Below are 1,518 nucleotides of genomic sequence, written 5' to 3'. Positions count from 1 at the left end.
TTCGCTGGGGTCGCCAAGCACTACGGCGTCTCAGTGGCGATCTGCCCGGCCCGGCGCGGTAACCGCAAGGGCGTGGTGGAGAAGGTCAACCACACCGCCGCGCAACGCTGGTGGCGCACCCTGGCCGATGAAGCCACCGTCGAGCAGGCGCAGGCCAGCGTGGATCGCTTCGCGGCGGTCCGCGGTGACACCCGGTTGCGGGCCACCGCCGATGGCCGCTCCTCGGTCGCCGTGGCGGCCAAGAACGAGCCGCTGGCCCCGGTGCCGGCGGCGCCGTATCCGGTGATCATCTCCGAGACCCGCACCGCATCGCGGCAGGCATTGGTGTCCTACCGTGGCAACCGCTACTCGGTGCCCCCGGAGCTGGCCGGCGCCCATGTGGTGGTGTCGCATCCGGTCGGTGGTCAGTTCTGCGACATCGCCACCACCAAAGGGATCGTGATCGCCCGGCACCGCATGGCTGCCGACGGGCTCGGGGGTGATGGTGCGTGACAGCGGCCATGTCATCGCCCTGGACACCGCCGCGACGGCCACCGCGGCGACCGGGCGCCCGCACCGCCGTAAGGAACGCATCCCGCCCGGGCCGGCAGCCAAAGCCGCTGCCGCGCAACTCCTTCACATCAAGCAGGGTCCTACCGCTGCGATCGAATCTGTCACTCCGTCAACCGATTCCACCGTCATCGATCTGTCTGCCTACGAGCGGGCCGCCCAGAACAGGACCATCCAATGAGCGCTGCCCACGGTGCTGGACCAAGCCACCGCCGAAGGGCTGTTGCTGGCCGTCGCGTTGGAGCGACTGCTGGCCGTCGAGGTCGAGGCCTCCACTGCCCGCCGACTGGCCGGCCGGCTGCGGTTCGCCTGCCTGCCCACCCCGGCCACCCTCGCGGACTTCGACGTCGATGCCGCCGCCGGGATCGACCGCAAACTCATCGACGAGCTGGGCACCTGCCGCTATCTCGAATCGGCGACCAACATCTTGCTCATCGGGCGGCCGGGTACTGGAAAGACGCACTTGTCGGTCGGGCTGGCAAGGGCTGCAGCACATGCCGGCTACCGGACGTACTTCACCACCGCCGCCGATCTGGCGGCCCGGTGCCACCGTGCCGCGATCGAGGGACGCTGGGCCACCACCATGCGCTTCTACGCCGGGCCAACGCTGCTCGTGATCGACGAATTGGGCTACCTTCCGTTGCCCGCCGAAGCCGCATCAGCGTTGTTTCAGGTTGTCCCCCAACGATATTTGAAAACCAGCATCGTCATCACCACCAACCGCGGGATCGGCGCCTGGGGAGAGATCCTCGGCGACACCACCGTGGCAGCCGCCATGCTCGACCGCCTGCTGCACCGCTCGGTCGTGATCAACCTCGACGGCGAGTCCTACCGCCTACGCGACCACCACGCCGCCGCGGAAACCCTGCGCCGAACCACCACCGGCAACCGCCACCAACTACACTGACCGCTGCTCACAGGTGAGGAATTTCAGCGAGCACACCTGAGGACTTTCGATGAGCGCGATCA

At 68.2% G+C, this 1,518-nt stretch carries 2 pseudogenes; both read left to right on the top strand.

The window, feature by feature from the left end:
- Nucleotides 1-730 (top strand): annotated as a pseudogene (locus AWC25_RS00675) (Mu transposase domain-containing protein); the annotation flags it as partial.
- Nucleotides 731-1,456 (top strand): annotated as a pseudogene (gene istB, locus AWC25_RS00670) (IS21-like element helper ATPase IstB); the annotation flags it as partial.
- Between the last annotated feature and the right edge of the window lie 62 nt (nucleotides 1,457-1,518).

Source organism: Mycobacterium sherrisii, from assembly GCF_002102355.1.
Classification (GTDB): Bacteria; Actinomycetota; Actinomycetes; order Mycobacteriales; family Mycobacteriaceae; genus Mycobacterium; species Mycobacterium sherrisii.
The sequence above is the reverse complement of the archived record's forward strand: the minus strand, read 5'-3'. Positions and strand labels throughout refer to the sequence as shown.